The sequence below is a fragment of the Peribacillus muralis genome, assembly GCF_001645685.2.
Lineage (GTDB): Bacteria > Bacillota > Bacilli > Bacillales > DSM-1321 > Peribacillus > Peribacillus muralis_A.
In genome coordinates this window covers 1,239,185-1,257,205 of the sequence record NZ_CP017080.1, presented here as the reverse complement: position 1 = coordinate 1,257,205, position 18,021 = coordinate 1,239,185, and the positions used below count along the sequence as shown (strand labels likewise).

At 42.0% G+C, this 18,021-nt stretch carries 17 protein-coding genes and 1 pseudogene; 9 read left to right on the top strand and 9 right to left on the bottom strand.

Features of this window, described 5'->3' with window-relative positions; all coding sequences use genetic code 11:
- Window positions 1–10: 10 nt before the first annotated feature.
- On the bottom strand, window positions 11–319 hold the full coding sequence (locus ABE28_RS06005) for a metal-sulfur cluster assembly factor (protein WP_061143046.1): 309 nt from the start codon (window positions 317–319) through the stop codon (window positions 11–13).
- A gap of 128 nt (window positions 320–447) precedes the next feature.
- On the bottom strand, window positions 448–1,236 hold the full coding sequence (locus ABE28_RS06000) for an alpha/beta fold hydrolase (RefSeq protein ID WP_064466601.1): 789 nt from the start codon (window positions 1,234–1,236) through the stop codon (window positions 448–450).
- A gap of 203 nt (window positions 1,237–1,439) precedes the next feature.
- On the opposite strand from ABE28_RS06000, the gene ABE28_RS05995 reads away from it, so the two are divergent.
- The 3 genes from ABE28_RS05995 to ABE28_RS05985 all read left to right on the top strand — a co-directional run bounded on the left by ABE28_RS05995 (window position 1,440) and on the right by ABE28_RS05985 (window position 2,698).
- Window positions 1,440–2,258, top strand: a complete 819-nt coding sequence (locus ABE28_RS05995; protein ID WP_064466602.1) for a Cof-type HAD-IIB family hydrolase — start codon at window positions 1,440–1,442, stop codon at window positions 2,256–2,258.
- Between the two features lie 102 nt (window positions 2,259–2,360).
- Window positions 2,361–2,507 carry a hypothetical protein gene (locus ABE28_RS05990; protein ID WP_057912450.1) on the top strand — a complete coding sequence of 49 codons (147 nt, stop codon included), beginning with the start codon at window positions 2,361–2,363 and terminating at the stop codon, window positions 2,505–2,507.
- A complete protein-coding gene (locus ABE28_RS05985; RefSeq protein ID WP_064466603.1) occupies window positions 2,507–2,698 on the top strand; it encodes a DUF3813 domain-containing protein in 192 nt (63 codons plus the stop codon). Before ABE28_RS05990 ends, ABE28_RS05985 begins: the two co-directional genes overlap by 1 nt.
- Window positions 2,699–2,751: 53 nt before the next feature.
- Here ABE28_RS05985 and ABE28_RS05980 read toward each other — a convergent pair.
- A pseudogene (locus ABE28_RS05980) lies at window positions 2,752–2,988 on the bottom strand (KGG domain-containing protein); the annotation flags it as partial.
- Between the two features lie 137 nt (window positions 2,989–3,125).
- Window positions 3,126–3,968 (bottom strand): YitT family protein, encoded by an 843-nt coding sequence (locus ABE28_RS05975; protein ID WP_064466605.1) that lies wholly within the window; start codon window positions 3,966–3,968, stop codon window positions 3,126–3,128.
- Window positions 3,969–4,124: 156 nt separating this feature from the next.
- Between ABE28_RS05975 and ABE28_RS05970 the strand changes: the two genes are divergently transcribed.
- The 5 genes from ABE28_RS05970 (at window position 4,125) to ABE28_RS05955 (ending at window position 7,810) form a co-directional block, all read left to right on the top strand.
- Window positions 4,125–4,991: a DegV family protein gene (locus tag ABE28_RS05970; protein WP_064466606.1), complete on the top strand. Its 867-nt coding sequence runs from the start codon at window positions 4,125–4,127 to the stop codon at window positions 4,989–4,991.
- A gap of 68 nt (window positions 4,992–5,059) precedes the next feature.
- A complete protein-coding gene (locus tag ABE28_RS24385) occupies window positions 5,060–5,191 on the top strand; it encodes a DUF3941 domain-containing protein (protein WP_083231963.1) in 132 nt (43 codons plus the stop codon).
- Between the two features lie 123 nt (window positions 5,192–5,314).
- Window positions 5,315–5,806: a YajQ family cyclic di-GMP-binding protein gene (locus ABE28_RS05965; protein ID WP_064466607.1), complete on the top strand. Its 492-nt coding sequence runs from the start codon at window positions 5,315–5,317 to the stop codon at window positions 5,804–5,806.
- 232 nt (window positions 5,807–6,038) lie between these two features.
- Window positions 6,039–6,908 carry an SDR family oxidoreductase gene (locus ABE28_RS05960; protein ID WP_064466608.1) on the top strand — a complete coding sequence of 290 codons (870 nt, stop codon included), beginning with the start codon at window positions 6,039–6,041 and terminating at the stop codon, window positions 6,906–6,908.
- 113 nt (window positions 6,909–7,021) lie between these two features.
- A complete protein-coding gene (locus ABE28_RS05955) occupies window positions 7,022–7,810 on the top strand; it encodes an MBL fold metallo-hydrolase (RefSeq protein ID WP_064466609.1) in 789 nt (262 codons plus the stop codon).
- 37 nt (window positions 7,811–7,847) lie between these two features.
- On the opposite strand, the gene ABE28_RS05950 is transcribed toward ABE28_RS05955, so the two are convergent.
- The 4 genes from ABE28_RS05950 to ABE28_RS05935 all read right to left on the bottom strand — a co-directional run bounded on the left by ABE28_RS05950 (window position 7,848) and on the right by ABE28_RS05935 (window position 13,847).
- Window positions 7,848–8,894, bottom strand: a complete 1,047-nt coding sequence (locus ABE28_RS05950) for a LacI family DNA-binding transcriptional regulator (RefSeq protein ID WP_064466610.1) — start codon at window positions 8,892–8,894, stop codon at window positions 7,848–7,850.
- 297 nt (window positions 8,895–9,191) lie between these two features.
- Window positions 9,192–10,841, bottom strand: a complete 1,650-nt coding sequence (locus ABE28_RS05945; protein WP_064466611.1) for a glycoside hydrolase family 13 protein — start codon at window positions 10,839–10,841, stop codon at window positions 9,192–9,194.
- Between the two features lie 70 nt (window positions 10,842–10,911).
- Window positions 10,912–12,447, bottom strand: a complete 1,536-nt coding sequence (locus ABE28_RS05940) for an alpha-amylase family glycosyl hydrolase (RefSeq protein ID WP_064466612.1) — start codon at window positions 12,445–12,447, stop codon at window positions 10,912–10,914.
- A gap of 152 nt (window positions 12,448–12,599) precedes the next feature.
- A complete protein-coding gene (locus ABE28_RS05935; RefSeq protein WP_064466613.1) occupies window positions 12,600–13,847 on the bottom strand; it encodes an extracellular solute-binding protein in 1,248 nt (415 codons plus the stop codon).
- A gap of 379 nt (window positions 13,848–14,226) precedes the next feature.
- Between ABE28_RS05935 and ABE28_RS05930 the strand changes: the two genes are divergently transcribed.
- A complete protein-coding gene (locus tag ABE28_RS05930) occupies window positions 14,227–15,978 on the top strand; it encodes a glycoside hydrolase family 13 protein (protein WP_064466614.1) in 1,752 nt (583 codons plus the stop codon).
- Window positions 15,979–16,019: 41 nt separating this feature from the next.
- On the opposite strand, the gene asnB is transcribed toward ABE28_RS05930, so the two are convergent.
- Window positions 16,020–17,867 (bottom strand): asparagine synthase (glutamine-hydrolyzing), encoded by a 1,848-nt coding sequence (gene asnB, locus ABE28_RS05925; RefSeq protein ID WP_064466615.1) that lies wholly within the window; start codon window positions 17,865–17,867, stop codon window positions 16,020–16,022.
- Between the last annotated feature and the right edge of the window lie 154 nt (window positions 17,868–18,021).

Sequence of the window (18,021 nt, the reverse complement as noted above, 5' to 3'; positions counted from 1 at the left end):
TACTTGGTGATTATTTGATTCCCAATGCGATCTTGGCATATCTGGACATTTTGTCTCTGGTCCATGGTGGGCTCCAGACGATTTTCACATCTGTTTCCTTGACCTCCGGGATATCTTCAAGGACCAACTTCACTTGATCGACAATTGTCCCAGCCAGCGGACATCCCATTGCGGTCAACGTCATCGTAACTGTAGTCAGACCTGCTTCATCCATATCCACATCATACACCAAACCTAAATTCACGATATCTATACCAAGCTCCGGGTCAATGACCTGCTCCAATGCTCCTAGAATAACGTCTTTTGTATCTTGATCCACTTCAATCACTCCTTTTATGAAGAAACTAAACTCTTCGTTTTTAGATATAGTCGGTTTCATCGTAAATTTCACGATTTAGACTTTACACTATGTCTGTATTAGAATCATAACAGATTTTGCTTAGGTACTTAAGCTTTTTGCACAGTTGACAGCAAATGTTTCCCGAACCAATCCGCAGTCATGAGCACGCCTTCTCGGCTGACCTTATGGCCCGCCTTGGGATCGAGGATGAATTCGATTCTTTCATTTACCCCATCATACCCTGGTTTGACACCTTCATAAAATCGATACGCATGTTGATAAGGTACGATCGGGTCTTTAGCTCCATGCCAAAAAAGAAGCGGGCGATTGGCTAGCCTATCTTGATTTAGACTCAAGTCAAATGGTTTCAGTTGCTCAATCACTCGGCCGACTTCCTCGTCCGTAACAGGGAATTGTAATTTCCTTTTTTTAATCTCTTCCATTTGGAGCTCTGCATAGGCGACATATGATGGATTTCCCATTAGACTCACTCCTGCCGTTATCCAATCATAAGTGGCAAGCGCCCCATTCGTCACGATTCCTCCCATCGACGTACCCGCTACGCCAATTCTGTCAGGATCGGTTAGTTTTCTCGATAATAAATCATCCTTCAGAAAAGATAATTCCTTTATCGTCTGTAAAACCATTTCCCAAAAAAGGGGCATCATTTCGGAATCACTTAAACCAGAATCCCTTTCCCCATGATGGATCACATCGGGCAAAAGAACACGAAACCCCTTTTCAGCCAATAAATAAGCATAATGAAGATTATGTTCCTTAGCACTTTGAAAACCATGTATGAATATGATAAGCGGCAATTCCTGATGAAATGCTGCCTGCTCACTCAAGTGTAAAACAGGAATTTGTCCGATTTGCTCTTTTTCAATAATTATCAAGTTTAACCCCTCCGAATATTCTCACTCTGAAATAATTCCAGAAGCGACGCCATTATACCTGTACTTCCCTCTAATTATTATAATCCTGGATATAGTAATATCATACAGGAATGCATAAAGAATGAAAAAGATTTACATTTCCTTTAAAATAGCCTTAACAATATTTGCATATAATGAAATTAAAAAGAACAGAAGGTGTGTACATGGCTGAAAAACATTTAATCGTTTTGGATCTTGATGGTACTTTACTTACAGATAAAAAAACCATTTCTACAAGGACTAAACGAACATTGCTCAAACTAAAAGAAGACGGACACGAGATTATGATCGCAACCGGTCGTCCGTTTCGTTCAAGCGAACTGTATTATCGCGAATTGGGCTTGACTACACCAATCGTCAACTTCAATGGAGCTTTCGTCCATCATCCATTACAGACAAGCTGGGGGGTGTACCACTCTCCGCTGGATATAAGTGTTGCAAAGGATATTGTCGAGGCTTGTGATCACTTTAAATACCATAACATCATCGCTGAAGTCCGTGATGACGTTTACGTCCATCATCATGATCAAAAGTTGATGGACATGTTCAATGTAGGTAATCCAACCATGAAAACCGGCGATTTACGCAATTTCCTTCAGGATTCCCCTACATCAATGCTCATTCATACAGATAGTGATTATGTTGGCCAGATTCGTCAGCATTTATCGGACGTTCATGCAGAATTGGTCGATCATCGCCGCTGGGCAGAGCCTTTCCATATAATCGAAATCATTAAAAGCGGATTGAGCAAGGCCGTAGGTCTAAAACGAGTTTCCAACTATTTGGAAATACCTCAAGATCGAATCATTGCATTCGGGGACGAAGACAACGATTTGGAAATGCTTGATTACGCAGGAACCGGCGTTGCTATGGGCAATGCCATATCACCTGTAAAAACCGTGGCAAATATGACGACATTGACGAATGAAGAAGATGGAATAGCTATCTTCCTTGAAGAAAAATTCAATTTAAAGTCCTATTGAGACATTTTTTACCTTCATAAAATCTCCTATTGAAGCCAAACTAATATCGATAACAGATTTGGTTTCTGTTGTCCACAACGCTCAGAATCGGAGGAGATAAGCATGGGTAGTAAATCCAAAAGATTTGTACAGCAGGGCAAAGAAAGTGTTGCCAAGCATGCCGAAAGAATTCCTTATCACACCACGTTTGAACAAGCGGAAAAAGACAGGTTGAGAATTATGTCTGAACAAAGCTACGGTGGCTTCTAATGGCAAACAAATTATTCCAAAAAGCTAGGGAATTTGTTGAAGAAGCCCTCCACTCTGAGCATGAGGGTGACCAGCACAATACTGAGGAAATTGCTAAAAATGCTCTTTCATCTGCCTTTGCCAACACGACGGAGGCCGAGAAAGAGCAACTGAGGGAATTCCAGGAAGAGCTGGAAAACCACTCGAAATAAGGAAAAGCCTCCAGAAATCCTGGAGGCTTTTCCTTATTCAATTAACTCTTTTGGGCCTTTCCGCCCTTTTCCCCGATTTCCTTATAAAATTCCTTGCCATGGGTATCGGAAGTGGCCTCTCCGCCTTTCTGTCCAATTTCCTGATAAAACTCCTTATCATGATTATTGGATGTCGCTTTTCCGCCCTTTTGACCAATTTCCCTGAAAAAATCCTTGTCGTGATTTTTTGAAGTGGCTTCCCCGCCTTTACGTCCCGCTTCCTGTCTGCTCATTTTTTCAACTTTAGCCATTACTATCACTCCTTCGGTAGATTTTTAAATTGGCGCTACACTATAAGAGTTAGCCGCTTTGAACGAGCAATAAACTAGATACGCCGACAAATCCCCATTTGTAACGGAAGTGTAATGGTCTTAATTTGCCTTTAATATTATTCCCTCCTGAATGTGCCGACGATTCCCGAAGTTTCAATAATGTTCGTAAAGGCTTGCGGATCGACTTCTTTGATGATTCGTTCCAAGTCATAAAGTTCATACCTTGTAATGACTATCAATAACATTTCTTTGTTTTCATTGGTGAATGCACCTTTGGCCGGAACCCTTGTAATCCCACGAACCAGCTGGGCGTGGATTGCCTGTTTAAGTTCTTCGCTTTTCTTTGTGATGATCATGGCTGTAAGCTTTTCATGGCGTGTATGTATTGCATCCACAACACGGGTCGATGTATATAAGGTAACCAATGTATACAAAGCTTTTTCCGGTCCGTACACAGCTCCGGCCGTTACGATGATCACACCATTGAGCAGGAATAAATAAGTGCCTACAGGTTTATCCTTCTTGCGTGACAACAACATGGCGATAATATCCATTCCACCTGTGGAAGCACCGTACTTCAAAGTGATTCCCACACCTACTGCAGCTATGACTCCTCCAAACACGGCATTCAGTAATATGTCTGGAGACCATCGTGTAATGGGGATCACTTCCATGAAAAGTGACATCAAAGCAACGCTTAAAAAACTATAAAAGGTAAAAGACTTCCCAACTTTTCGCCAAGCGATGATCGTTACGGGAATATTCAATAACAGCAATAAAATCCCGGTCGAAACATTAAAAGGAGCAAAGGACCCTATCATACGTGATAAAAGCTGGGCCACCCCCGTAAATCCGCTTGCATAAACATTTGCCGGTATTAGAAAAAAGTTCATCGCGATCGCATTCAAGAATGCCCCGACCACTACTATGATGATTTTCTTCATTTCGCCACTATACATTCTAAAAACCTCCATTTCACCCTTATCCTATTATCTTTTTAGCTAATATTATTTATTCTGTTTACGTAGAGATTGAAATTTTATCGTTACGTGCTACACTAAAAAGTGGAGTGAACGCTCATTTTCTAAAAAATGTAAAACGAAAGCAGGTGTATTATGGCTATCACGATTCTTGCAGATAGTGCATGTGATTTGCCATTGTCTTTCTATAAGGAAAACAATGTATCCTTGATCCCCTTACAAGTTCATCTTGACGGGAAAAACTATGAAGATTTGCTTACCATTAATTCTCACGAAGTCTATCAGGCGATGATTGACGGGAAAGCGCCGAAAACATCGCAAGCTTCCCCAGAATACTTAATAGAACTTTTCAGGCAATTTGCCAAGGAGCAAAAACAAGGGATTTATATAGCTTTTTCCTCTGAGTTATCCGGAACCTACCAAACAGCTGTAATGATTCTTAATCAGGTGAAGGAAGAATACCCTGACGTCGATATTGAAATCGTCAACACGAAATGCGCTTCGATGGGTGTCGGCTTAATCGTTAAGAAAGCCGCGGAATTAGCAGCAAGCGGTGCTTCCAAAGAAGAAATTTTAGCTGATATCGACTTTCGTACCCGCCATATGGAGCATCTGTTCACGGTGGATAATCTAGAATATTTAGCACGTGGTGGCCGCATCTCCAAAACTTCTGCCCTTGTTGGCGGATTATTAAACATAAAACCGTTATTACACGTAGAAGATGGGAAGCTGGTCCCACTTGAAAAGATTCGCGGCAAAAAGAAATTGATTAAACGGGTCATTGAATTAATGCATGAAAGAGGCAAAAACTTAACAACTCAAACGATTGCCATCAGTCATGGCGATGACGAAGAAACGGCACTGGAGTGGAAAGAAGCCATCCAAAATGAATTCGGGACGAGTGATTTCATGATTCACACGATCGGCTCCGTCATCGGTGCACATGCAGGCCCTGGGACAATTGCCCTCTTCTTCTTAAACGATACCCCTGAGAAATCATAAACATACATACTTCCTTCCATCATTGTGAACCATAATATTGATCATGATTATGGAAGGGAGTTTTCATTATGTCCAAAACTGCGGACAACAATAAAAGACCGAAAGACAATCAGGCGATCAATGCCGAAAAAAACATCGCTTACCAGGAAAACCTTACAGCAGGTAAACACTCCTATTCGAAAAAAACGGACCATAAATGAAGCGCGGGGCCTGTCCCCCTCGCTTTTTTTCATGCATTAACCCATTAGCCATAAGGTTAATATGGTTGTCTTCCTTGCACACTTTCACTATAATAAAGGAAATAAACCCGCTGGAGGTAAGTGATGGCAAAGGAAAATTCATTTGATATTGTATCCAAAGTAGACTTTTCAGAAGTAACGAATGCAGTGACAATGGCTATGAAGGAAATTCAGACACGCTATGATTTTAAAGGGAGTGTTAGCAGCGTCTCCCTAGAAAAGGAAGACCTCGTTTTAGTGTCTGACGATGAATATAAGCTTGAACAATTAAAGGATGTCCTTATCAGCAAATTGATTAAACGTGATGTACCCATCAAGAATTTGGACTATGGTAAATTAGAAGGTGCATCCGGCGGTACCGTTCGCCAAAGGGCCAAGCTCATTCAAGGTATCGATAAAGAACAAGCAAAAAAAATCAACACGATCATCAAAAATAGCGGCCTTAAGGTGAAAAGCCAAATTCAAGAAGACCAAATTCGTGTAACTGGGAAAAACAGGGATGATTTACAAGGGATTATTTCCGCAATCAGGGGCGCCGATCTCTCGATTGATGTACAATTCTTGAATTACCGCTAATAAACTGGAAGGCCTTACCCATTGGGTTGGTCTTTTTTTGTCTTCATTTCTACACCGTCACATGTCTCCCAGCATGAATCCGCTTTGCTGAACATGGTAAGACTAAAGATGTTGCATTGTTGAATTTCGAAGAAAATTCAAGATATTTAATGTGGTTTTTTTTACCATGTTTTCTTTTCCCAAGAACAAGGAATAGAAATAGCGTAGATCAATAATAGGAGGCGTTTTAACATTGGCTAATCAAAACGAAAGCAAACAAGGATTCCCCCCCCAACATCAGCAACACCAACCTGGCTTGGAAACGAAGATGAAACCGAATCCAGAATCGGTCAAATCGTCATATAAAGGCAGTGGCAAATTGAAAGGCAAAACGGCAATCATCACGGGAGGTGACAGCGGAATCGGTAAATCAGTGGCCATCTACTATGCAAAAGAAGGAGCAAATGTAACAGTCGCTTACTTGGATGAACATGAGGATGCCAAACAAACAAAAGAATTGATAGAAAAAGAAGGCCAAAGATGCTTACTCATCTCTGGAGATATAGGTGATGAGGACTTCTGCCAGGATGTCGTCAATAAAACGGTAGATGAATTCGGTGGTTTGGATATTCTAGTGAACAATGCCGGGGAGCAGCATGTACAAACAAGTATCCTTGACATTTCTGCAGAACAGTTGGAAAAAACGTTCCGCACCAATATCTTTTCGATGTTCCACTTAACAAAGGCTGCATTAAAGCATCTAAAAAAAGGCAGCAGCATCATTAATACAACCTCTATCACCGCCTATCAGGGCAACCCTAAGCTAATCGATTACTCCTCTACAAAAGGTGCCATTTTAGCCTTTACAAGAGCTCTTTCAAACTCCATTTCAAAAGATGGCATCAGAGTGAACGGTGTTGCACCTGGTCCAATCTGGACTCCCCTGATTCCTGCCTCATTCGGTGAAGATGATGTTGCCAAATTTGGTCAGGATACGCCAATGGGGCGCGCAGGACAGCCCGAAGAGTTAGCACCAGCCTATGTCTATTTGGCCAGTGATGATTCATCCTATGTAAGCGGACAAGTCATTCATGTAAACGGCGGAACTGTGGTAAACGGGTAAATCATGATATCAGCTGCAGTGGATTTCATTTTGGAATCCACTATTTTTGTTTTTTCATGAAGGAAATGACCATTCCGTACCGGAAATATATACATGGAAAGGAGTGATGTGTTATGAAGAACATTGTCGATCCCTGGTTCACCGTTCAGCAATTGGACGACATGACTTTTGCGATAAGTGAATATGAACATTGGGAGAAGGTGCATTCATTTTTACTCATTGGCACGATCACGGCTGCATTGATTGATACCGGACTTGGCATCGATTCGATCAAGCGAATTACGAACCAGCTAACGGACCTGCCGATCATCGTATTGACCACACACGTGCATGCGGATCATATTGGCGGGCATGGGGAATTCGATAAGATTTATGTTCATGCCGATGATGCCGATTGGCTCATTAATGGCATAGAGGGCTTGTCCTTGAACCAAATAAGGAAAGACATGTCCAGGGATATAACAATAGCATGGCCTGTATCATTCGATCCTTCAACATATACCCCATATTCAGGAATCCCTGACGGAATCCTTGCGGATGGGGATTCGATCGACCTTGGAAATCGGAGTTTAAGCATCTATCATACCCCTGGCCATTCTCCTGGGCACATCTCCATATTGGATTGTGATAGAGGCTATTTATTTACAGGTGATTTGCTTTACTCGGATACTCCCATTTACGCATTTTATCCTTCGACAAATCCTGTAGATCTTGTGAAGTCATTAGAAAGAATCGCCAAAATCAAGAAAGTTTCCAATATATTTGGAAGTCATAACCAGCTGGGACTTGTATCAAATATCCAGGAGGAAGTGTTGAAAGCTACCCAATACCTAAAGGACAATGATTTGATCAAACATGGTACAGGCATACATACGTTTAAAGGCTTCAGTGTCCATTTCTAACAAAAGGGCATTGCTTGGAAGCAATGCCCTTTTGCTATTAATAGTTCATGGCTACCATCGCGCCCTCCTTGATTGATCTGCAAGAGTGCCTTTCCACGAAATGATGTGGAATGATGGCACCAGCCGGAGCATCTCCAGTTTGCAGCATCTGAATGATGCCCTTTGCCGCCTGATAGCCTAAATCGAAAATATTGATATCCACTGAGGTTAGGGCAGGTAACGATAATTCAGAGAAAAGCACATTATTGAAGCTGACAATGGACATTTCCTCCGGTGTGCGAATCCCCATCTCCCGAAGTGACTGCACGACGCCAAGAGCCATAAGATCATCACTGACCACCAAAGCAGTTGGAGGCTCGTCGATGGATAGCAGCCGCCTTGCCGCTGCTTGTCCACCTTCATGCAAAAAATCTTCATGTAAGATATATTCATTCCGTGGAATGATGCCTGCCCTTTTCAGCGCTCCTTCAAACCCTGATAATCGATCTAGCGTCATCACAAGGGTTACATCTCCTCCGATGAAACCGATCCTTTCATGTCCAAGTTGAATGAGATAATCCGTTGCTTGTTCCGCAGCGAGGATATTATCATTATCCACATACGTTATCTCCTCCATAAAATCATATGGTTTCCCAATGATGACAAAAGGAAAGCCCCTCGCTCTTAAATAGGTCAATATATGGTCGTTCAACCTCGAATACATTAAGATGATTCCGTCAACCATCCCCCCTTGCACCATATTTACGACTCCATTGTAGATTTCGTCTTCTGTTTTTCCCGTACTGAGCAATAACGAATAGTGGTTTTCCTGAGCACCCTCACTCAAACCTTGCAGTATCGTCGGAAAAAATGGATTTTGATAAAATTCAATAGATGAACTTGGCAGGACCAAGCCAATGATCTTCGTTGACTGATTAGCAAGGCTGCGTGCAATGAAGTTTGGATGGTAGCCTAATTTTTTCATTGCCTTTCGTACCCGTACTTTTGTTTTTTCACTTATCCTAGGGTTGTTTGCGATTACTCGGGATACCGTTGAAGGTGCAACCTTCGCTAGCTGTGCCACATCTTTTATCGTGATGGCCATGTATTTCCCCTCTCCTCTCTTTAGCTTTGATTGACTACATAAATCGATATTTTTATATTTATACATTAGTATGTATTCATAATACACTCAGTCCAGTAGGTATATCCATACTTTTTTTATCGTCCTTTGCCTTTTTTTCAGAAAATACTAACTATTCCTTTTGATCTTTACTTAAAATAAAAAGAAGCTGACTTTTGGATCAGCTTCTTAAAAAAAAGAAAGGTCATTAAGGGAATATGAGGTCAGACGACTGACCACATATAGATTTCAAGCTGAATTCAATGATATTCCATTTGCTCAATAACGGTAAACCCTCGTTTCATATGGTCGTAAATCAATAATGGGCCCTCCTGAACAATCATTATAGTTAGCCAGCAAAAGCTCCATTTCACCCCAATGCGAAAGATCGATTTGATGGTGATTCGTACTGAAATTACAGACAATCTTGACTGAATCACCATTCATGCTTCTTGTATAAATATAAAGCTCCGGGTGATCTTCCCATAGTAAATCATATTCTCCGTAAACAAGGACCTGATGTTTTTTTCTAAGCTGAATCATTTTTTTATAAAAATGGTAAATGGATGAGGGGTCATTTTTCTGTTGTTCTACATTAATCGCCCGATAATTGGAATTAACCCTCATCCAAGGCGTTCCATTCGTGAACCCTCCATTTTCCTGTTCACTCCATTGCATCGGGGTTCTTGAATTATCACGGCCGCTATGCCATATGATGTGCATGATTTCTTCATGCGGACGCCCTTTGGTTGTCTCGATCCGATAGAAATTTTTCATTCCGACATCATCATAATCATCTATCGAGTCAAATTGAACATTCGTCATTCCTATTTCTTGACCTTGATAAATGAAAGGGGTCCCTTGCATGAAAAAATACAGAGCTCCAATCATTTTTGCGCTCTCCAACCAATATTGATGATCGTTTCCCCATGTCGATACGCTTCTCGGTTGATCATGGTTTTCAAAAAACAAAGCATTCCAGCCTTTGTCCGTAAGTCCTTTTTGCCATTTGGTCATGGTACGTTTTAGCCCGATTACATCCACATGCTGATTTTGTCCTCGATTCCAAAGTCCAAGGTGTTCAAATTGAAAAATCATATTGAATTTCCCACTCGGTTCCCCAACCCACTCTTCCGCTTGCTCGATCCTGACGCCATTGGCCTCTCCGACCGTCATGATGTCATATTTAGAGAACGTTTCCTCCTTGAGCTCCTGCAAGTAATCGAGGATCCCATCCTGATTCGTATGCATTTCAAACGCAGGTACATACTGATGCCAATAAGGGTTTGGCATATCCGGCAGACCATCTCGCTTATGGATGTGCGTAATTGCATCTATCCGGAAACCATCAATTCCCTTATCAAGCCACCAATTGACCATTTTATAGAGCGCCTTCCGTACATCAGCATTTTTCCAGTTTAAGTCTGGCTGCTTTTCGGCAAAGAGATGTAAGTAATATTGATGGGTACCTTCATCGAACTTCCAGGCGCTTCCTGAAAAGATACTTTCCCAATTATTCGGCTCGCGACCGTCCTGTCCATCCCTCCATATATACCAATCACGTTTAGGATCATCACGGGACGACCGTGACTCAATGAACCAAGGATGCTCATCACTCGTATGGTTCAACACAAGATCGAGGATCACCTTCATACCACGCTGATGGACATTCTTCAATAAGAGTGCAATATCTTCCATTGATCCGAACTCCTCTGAAACTGCCTGATAATCGCTGATGTCATAGCCATTATCAGCATTGGGAGACTTATAAAATGGGCAAATCCAAATAACGTCGATGCCTAAATCCTGCAGGTAATCGAGTTTGGAAATCACTCCTTTTAAATCTCCCACCCCATCACCATTACTATCCATGAAGCTGCGCGGGTATATTTGATAACAAACGGCTTCCTTCCACCAAGTCTCATTCATGATGAATCCCCCCGATCCTGTTTTCACAAAGCCTTAGGGACGATATTCAGCATCCAACCGCAATAAGTGATCATTTTCGTTCGTTCCTCTTTGAGCGTTTCATGATCAACGCAATGAATATACCAAAAATGAGAAGAACCAATCCGATAACGAACATGTATGGTATATTAATGATCGACTTAGGTGACAGTGTGTAGACCTCCGTTGACTCCCTATCAATTACAATCGTGTAGCTGTTGTCCTTGCTGCGGACCAAATCGCCATTCAGCATGCCTCGCAGTTCTTTATTGTTATCAAGTTCCTTATCTGTAATTTTTATCGTTTGGGTTTCAGACGTATTGTTCATGGCGACGACCATCGTCTCTTCACCATAAACTCGTTTGAATACAGAGGTCCCCCCTTTTTCATATAAAAGCTCCATATCGCCCTTTGTCAAAGCAGGATGCATATCTCTGAGGTCGGATAGCTTCGTGATGTATTCCACCAACTCCTGCTCTGTCTTAAAATTCATCAATTTATGATTGTCAGGGGCCACATTTCCATTTAGTGCAATTTCTGAGCCGTAAAATACGATTGGCACTCCTGGCATCGTATAAAGATAGGACAACGCCATTCTCCATCTGGAGCCTGGGTTTTCATTATGATCGGCAGCATCCTTTGTAAAACGGGGCATCCCCTGCGTATCCATGAACAATGCTTGGGGAGCTTTACCCCCGAACTTCGATTCACTCTCTTCGAACCCATTAAAAACCGGCTTCAAATCTTTGTCGGGAGCAGAAAATGCTTCCCTTAACTCATCATTTTGTGGGTAGGCCATAAAAGCATCCATGCCGGTCTCCTTGTAGCTTGAAATCATATCGGCATCACCTTGTATATCGCCGATCGTATAGAAATTTGATTTTTCAGATTTGACTGTATCCACAAATTCCTTCCAAAAATCTTTTGCCACGAATTGAACTTTATTTAAACGGTATCCATCAATATCAGTTTCCGTTATCCACCATTTTGCAGCATCAAGTAAATATTCCCTTGTTTCCTCATTGTCCTGATTCAAATCGGGAAGACCGTCAAGCCACCCTGTTTCCAATAGCTTTTGATCGCCACCATTGGAGATTTCTTTTTCTTCATGAAACCAATCTTGTTTATCGGTGTCATTCACCCAAGATGAATGAGGACCCACATTATTGGCCTGGAAATCAAGGATCACTTTCATGTCAAGATCATGTGCTTCGTTCACGAGCTTCTTAAATTCTTTCATGGACCCATAGTGTTGATCCGTTTTATAAAAATCAGTCACCCAATCCCCATGGTAGCCCTTATCTTCATTAGCGAAAACTGGTGAAAGGATGATAGCGGTAAAACCCATGTCCTTTAAATAATTCAGTTTCTTCGTGACACCTTCAAAATCCCCGCCATTAAACGCCGAAGGATCATTTACATTAGCATCTCCATTATTCTTGGTATTGCCATCGAAAAATCGGTCAACCATTAGTGAATATACGATTTCATCCGTCCAAGTTCGTTGTTCTTTTTCAGCTGCCCCTACTGGAATGGCGTAAAAAAGAAGCAACGGAATTAAAGCGAGTGTTAACACTCCATTTCTCATATCCGCTCTCCTCCTAGCTATCTCTTTACGCCTTTAAGATTAGCCTTTTGACCACATCCCGTCAAATCCAAATTATAAAAAACTTTACACTTAAGGGACAAATTGGACATAATACCTGAACTCCATGTAATCGAACATTCAGAACAAGAAAATCATTCTATTTTTATCGCTTTCACCGCTTCATCCAATGCCCTTTTCGGTTTAGCCTTATCCATCGTTATCCTTTTCATGGCTGAGTTCATCGGTCTCCATACTTTATTCATTTCCGGAATATTCGGCACAGGTTCAGCGTATTGTAATTGTATGCTTAAGGCTTGTGCCCTTTCATTTTCTTTGATTAATTTATTATTCCTGATCGCTTTGTTCGGAGGGAAATCACCTGTTGTTTCATAGCGTTGGATTGCCTGTTCGTCGTTTGTCAAATACTCGATCAATTTTGTGGACCAGTAAGGATTTTTTGTGAATGCCGTTACATGCCAGCCCTTGACTTCCAGGAACGATTTCATCCGCTTACCATTCGGCAATTCAGGCAAAGGCGCCATTCCTGTATCTTTTTTCTCGGTAAATGAGTTAGCATCACTTGATAATGAAGCCAAATCACCTTGGCGAAACATCTTATCGATCGCATCCCTATCACCTTCTGGAATCAAATCTGCTTTATACCATTTTTGAATGTATGCAGCGGCTTTTATGGCATGCTTGTCATTTAAACCAATGTCCGAAGGATCGAAATTGCCTTTTTGATCCTTAAATACATAACTTCCCATTCCAGCCATTACGCCATATGCATCATGAAAACGAGTCCATTCGGCATGGTAACCATAGATGTTGTTCTTTCTTAATTTTTTCGAGATTTTATATAAGTCATTCATCGTTTCGGGAGCCTTAGGCATCATTTTTTTATTGTAAATTAAAACGGAGGTGTTCACCGATTTCGGCAAACCAAATACCTTATCTTGATACATCTCCGCCCTGACCGAAGATTCATTGAAGGAATTCAATACATCATTCTTCACCTTCACTTCCTGAATCAGGCCTTCCTTCACGAGCTGGCCGACTTTTTGATGAGAAAATGTTACGACATCCGGGGTTTTTCCGTTTCCAATTGGCCCATCACGACGAAGGCGGTCATGCATTTCTTCGTCAATTTCCAGCTCTTCATGCTCAACATCGATACCATATTTTTTTTCAAACCCTTCAATTAATGGCTTAAGAGCTTCCGCTTTACCTTTTTCTTCCCAGATGAACATTTTTTCCGGTTTCGCTTCATCGGTGGCTTCTTCCACAGTCTTCTTATCATCCTTAACTATTTTATTTTCCTTATCTGAAGTTGGCTCACAAGCACTTGCCATCATGATCAAGAATATGGACATGAACAAATGGAAAATCAGCTTTTTCAATTTCATTCTCCTTTTTTAAATGTTTATTTTATCATGTCCAAAAGCGCCGAATTGTTTACAGTGCTTGTTTTACAGATAAAATATCGTACAAATTCGGAGAATGAAAGCGATGCCAACTCTTTTGTTATTATTATATGAACGCCCTTACGTTTTACAACTTTTCCTGGATGTATTTATTTCCTTGTAGTAATGAATAATTTTTGTTATTTTTTAGTTAATTCCCGCTTTTTTCAATTATTATTGGGTATATAACCATAGTGAAAAAAATATGTTCATTACGGCTGGACACAACTCCATGAAGCTTTTCTCATTCACAGCCTGTGGTTTCCAATTTCAATTTACTTCCTCAAAAACGCATATAGAATTGGAGTGATTACCAATGGAATTTTCAGCCATACACCATAGACCTACAGATAATTTCGCTTACACAATTGACACGGAAACCTTACATATCCGCTTACGTACGAAAAAACACGATATCTCCTCAGTTGAATTGATATTTGGGGATCCATACATATCCGATAAAGGAAAATGGCTTTACGAGGAGCAGGCGATGAGCTTATCCGGCCGTGATGCCCACTATGACTATTGGGATGTTTATGTATTGCCTCCCTACCGAAGAATTCGCTATGGCTTCCAGATCAGCTCAGGAGATGAAACGGCCATTTATACCGAAAAGGGTTTTTTCAATGAAGTTCCAAGGGATCCAGGTAGCTATTTCGCCATTCCTTACTTGCATCAAAATGAAATATTCGGTGCACCTGAATGGGTCAAAGATACTATTTGGTATCAAATTTTCCCAGAAAGATTTGCGAACGGCAACCATGATAACGACCCTGAAGGTGTAAAGCCTTGGGGGAGCGAAGAACCGACAGTGGATAATTTTTTTGGAGGTGATTTTGAAGGGATCATTGAACATTTGGATCATCTTGAAGACCTTGGCATAAACGGCATTTATTTCACACCGATCTTCGAGGCCCATTCCAATCACAAGTACGATACAATCGATTACCGAAAAATCGATCCCCAATTCGGTTCGAAGGAAATATTGAAAACACTTATACGAGAGTGCCACTCCCGTGGTATCCGTGTTATGCTGGATGCCGTTTTTAATCATAGCGGGTATTACTTTCCCCCGTTTCAGGATTTGCTCGAGAAGGGAGAGGATTCCAAATATAAGGACTGGTTCCATCCTCACGGATTCCCTCTTAAAGGAGGGGAAAGACCGAATTATGAAACTTTCGGCTTCTTCGAATCGATGCCGAAATTGAATACAGCGAATCCGGAGGTGAAGCAATATTTACTCGAGGTTTCGACCTATTGGATCAAAGAATTTGATATAGATGCCTGGCGACTGGATGTCGCCAATGAAGTTGACCATCCTTTCTGGCGTGAATTCAGGACAGCGGTCAAAGAAATCAAGCCAGACCTTTATATTCTTGGTGAAATCTGGCATGACTCCATGCCCTGGCTGCGCGGCGACCAGTTTGATGCTGTGATGAATTACCCGTTCACCAACCAAGTTTTTCGCCTGGTCGCTTCACAAACCATCAATGCCCGTGAATTCATTGAAGAGATGACTGCAATCTATCATAGCTATCCGACCAATGTTTTTGACGTGACGTTCAATCTGCTCGGAAGCCATGATACGCCGCGGATCTTTACTGATTGTGGGGAGGACTTGGCACGAGCCAAACTTATCCATGCCATCCTGCTGACCTTCAATGGGAGCCCCTGCATCTATTATGGAGATGAGATAGGCTTAACCGGCAGCATGGATCCAGGATGCCGTAAATGCATGGTCTGGGAAGAAGAAAAACAAAATGGCGAGCTTTTAAATGAAGTGAAGGAATTGATTCGGTTAAGGAAAGAAGAACGGTTACTGGCCAATGACGGGATGTTCAAATTTTTGGATACAAGCGAAAATGCAAACATCGTTGCCTACTTGAAATATAATCAAAACCGTTCCGTGGTCATACTCATAAATCCGACCGAAAATTTACAATCTTTCACGCTTCCTTTTGACTTGAAAGGACGGACTGTAACGGATTTAAGGACGAAAGCAGCCGTTAAGGAACGGCAAATCGATTTGGATGGCTATCAATATAAAATCCTGACATTCAATCATTGATGCAAGAAAAGGAGCAAGGATATAGATCCTTGCCCCTTTATTCATTCAATGATTTGGATGTCGTATTCTTTGAACCATACATGTGTTTGTGCCAAGTGGGCCAGCAACTGAGGACCCGACATCAATTGACCGAACCATGGCACCTTAAATGCGGCACCTTTGGAGTCGACAATGTCATTCAACTTTTGTTTATCGAAAAACTCGTGCAGGACGGAATTTTTGTCCCTCAGCAATTCTTTCAACCACCCCTGTACCCGGTCTGTATACAGAGGGTTATGAGTTTTAGGATAGGGACTTTTTTTACGGTACAGTACCTCATCCGGCAACAGTCCCTCCAACGCTTTCCTAAGGATGCCCTTTTCACGGTTACCCACCATTTTCATATCCCATGGGATGTTCCACGCATATTCGACAAGGCGATGATCGGCAAATGGCACCCGGACCTCCAGGCTCGCTCCCATGCTCATCCGGTCCTTGCGGTCAAGAAGCGTGGTCATGAACCATAATAAGTTCACATAAAATAGCTCTCTACGCTTTGCCGCCAGACCGTTTTCGCCATCCAATCTAGGCGTTTCGGCGAGGGTGGTCAAGTATGCCTCATGCGCGTATTCCTCCAGCTTCAGTTTCTCGCGCCATCCCCCCTTCAATAATAACACTCGCTCATCCGTGGACCTCATCCAAGGAAACCCAGCCCGATTTAAATCATCCTCGCGATGAAACCATGGATAACCTCCGAAAATTTCGTCCGCACACTCGCCTGATAGTCCTACTACAAAATCCTGCTTGATTTCCTTGCAAAACCAAAGTAAGGAAGAGTCGACGTCCGCCATACCCGGGAGATCCCTTACAAGCACCGCTTCCGTCAGGTGATTCGTTAACTGTTCTTGGGTGATGATAGATGAATGATGAACCGTATTGAATGTATCCGTCATTTTTTTTATCCAATATCCATCGGAATTAGGTTGGAAATCATTTGCCTTGAAATACCGCTCATTATCTTCATAATCAATGGAATACGTATGAAGCTGCCCTTTTCCTTCTTTTTGATAAGAGTTGGCTGCAATGGCCGTGATGGCGCTGGAATCAAGCCCTCCTGAAAGGAAGGTACACAGCGGAACATCGGATACAAGCTGCCTCGTCACTGCATCCTCGACGAGAAAGCGGACCTTCTCGGCCGTCTCATCGAGGGTATCCCGATGCTCTTCGCTCTTCACATTCCAATAGCGCCAAATCCGGACCCCCTTCCTTGATAATGTGAGCGCATGGGCGGGCCTCAGCTCATGAATATTACGGAACACACCGGAACCTGGTTTTCGGGATGGACCTACACCGAAAACTTCAGACAGCCCTTCCCGATCAATCTCTGTCCTCACATCAGGGTGGGCTAAAATCGCCTTCAGCTCCGACCCAAAAATGAACCCGCCGTCCTTTTCCGTGTAAAATAATGGTTTTACTCCCATCCGATCTCTTGCAATGAATAATTTTTGCTCCTTTTCATCCCATATTGCAAACGCAAAAATCCCATTGAACAAGTCAATGCATTTTTCTTTCCATTCAATATAAGAAGTTAGTAAAACTTCTGTATCAGAATGACCTTTAAAGGAATATCCTTTTAATAATAGCTGTTTACGAATATCTTCGGTGTTATATAGCTCACCATTGTAGCTAAGTGTATATCTGCCGTCTTGTTGATTTTTCGTCATCGGCTGTTTTCCGCCTTCCGCATCAACAACCGTCAATCGTTTATGGCCAAAGGCAACATGGGCTTCGCTCCAGACATTATCCTCGTCAGGTCCCCGCTTTGCCAATGTTTTCGTCATGCTTTCCAGTGTTCTCGTTTCAGTCCGTAAATCTTTTTGAAAATGTACCCAGCCTGTTATCCCACACATTCTACAATTCTTCCTTTCCATCGGGACTATTACAGAATATTGGCTCCTGTCTTAAAAAGATTTATCGTCCCTTATTTCCAAATTCGAAGACATGCATAACAATGTTTAAGTATCGATCAGCATCATCCGTAGGATCCTCCTATACGCCCCCCTG